At 60.3% G+C, this 1,712-nt stretch carries 1 protein-coding gene and 1 pseudogene; one reads left to right on the plus strand and one right to left on the minus strand.

Annotated features, from left to right (window positions below; genetic code table 11):
* Positions 1–307: pseudogene (locus EN742_RS34115) on the minus strand (hypothetical protein); the annotation flags it as partial.
* 405 nt (positions 308–712) lie between these two features.
* On the opposite strand from EN742_RS34115, the gene EN742_RS34120 reads away from it, so the two are divergent.
* Positions 713–1,712: hydantoinase/oxoprolinase family protein (locus EN742_RS34120; RefSeq protein ID WP_148670489.1), on the plus strand; the 1,000-nt coding region annotated here is incomplete at its 3' end.

The raw sequence follows: 1,712 nt of genomic DNA on the forward strand, positions 1-1,712 counted from the left end.
GATCCGGTGGGATAGCATCAGGATCGCGGCCAGACCAAAGTGTGCGCGGCGACTGTACCTGCGGACAGACGCGGCGAATGTAATCCTTGGCCGCGAGCTTGTCCGTCAACGTCACGAACAGCGGATTGCGGTCGATGATTTTTCGCCAAAGCATCCGCTCGTGATAACGCGTGGGCGCCGCTGGATTGGGCAGGTAGCCAAGCCGTCTGACAAAGCGCGTGACAAGCAACGGGTGTCGGGCGGTCAGGAACACCCGGGCAATCGCCAGGATCACCTTTTGCCGTACCGTGACTTTCGGTCTCTTCAATGTTGCCCCCCGGCAAGCCGATCCTCGCCAACGAAGGATCGATCGCAATGTATTTCAACCAGCGGCCAGCCGCCACTTCGTTTGAGGAATGCGGATTTCGCGCGACGCGCTTATGCCGACGATCGCGAGGCGAGGGGTATTCGTGCTCCAGCCAAGCCGCCAAAGTCAGGATCTGCACGGCGAGAGCCAAACAGTTCAATTTACATGACTGGCGTAAATTGCACGAAGTTTGGCGTACAATGCCAAGAAACGTGAGCCTCACACTGCGACCATCGCCACAACAATGAAGGGGAAGATGCGGCCGAAACGGTCTCATCCCGAAAGAGAAAAGTCGGCAAACTACACGCCACCCGCTCTTGGGTCGTTTTCGTGCGCCGACTGAATGCGCAGTATGGGAGCATCATAATGGCATCGTTGCGTGTCGCGATCGACATTGGCGGAACCTTCACCGACGTTTGCATCCTCGACGATGCAACCAAATCGATCCGCGTCACCAAGGTGCCTTCGACGGCAAATCCGATCGACGGCTTCATGGCGGGGTTGCAGCGCGGCAACGTCGCATTGGGCGATGTCGCGTTGCTCGCACACGGCACTACAGTTGCCACAAACGCATTGATAACGCGGCGGTTGCCGCGCGCAGCCATGGTCTGCACCAAGGGTTTTCGCGACATCATCGAGATCAGGCGCGCCGACAAAGAGGATCTCTGGGATACGTATAAGGACGTGGCGCGTCCCTATATTCCACGCCGCGATCGACTTGAGGTCCCTGAGCGGGTGGATGCCATGGGAAGGGTCCGGGAGCCTCTGGACGAGGACGAGGCGCGCCGCGTCGCCCGGGTCCTCAGGAAGCGCGGCGTGGCGGCCGTCGCGGTCTGCTTCATGAATGCCTTCGCGAATGGCGAGCACGAACGGCGGATGAAGGAGATACTGCTCGAGGAGCTCGACGGCATTCCGGTCACGACCTCTTCGGAGACGTTGCCAGAAATCTTCGAGCATGAGCGCTTCTCAACGACAGTGGTCAATGCCGCCCTTTCACCGGTCGTCGGCGACTACTGTAATGCGCTCGACGAGAAGTTGAAGTCCGAGGGATACAAGCGCGACCTGTTGCTTCTTCACTCGGGCGGCGGCGTGATGACGGCGCGCGGCGCCAAACAGTTCGCCGCCAGGCTCGCCGGTTCCGGCATTGCCGCCGGCGCTATCGCAAGTCGCCACATTGCGTCTCAATGTGGATTCCCCAATTCGATCGGTCTCGACATGGGCGGCACCAGCTGCGACGTGTCGCTGGCCAGCGAAGGACGATCGCGGGTCAGCAAGGACTGGTTCATCGAGTTCGGCTATCCGATCCGCTTTCCGGCGATCGAGCTGCTGACGATCGGGGCCGGCGGAGGCTCGCATGACTGGATTG

Origin of the sequence: Mesorhizobium sp. M4A.F.Ca.ET.020.02.1.1 (assembly GCF_004022645.1) — a bacterium.
In the GTDB taxonomy this organism is placed as follows: domain Bacteria; phylum Pseudomonadota; class Alphaproteobacteria; order Rhizobiales; family Rhizobiaceae; genus Mesorhizobium.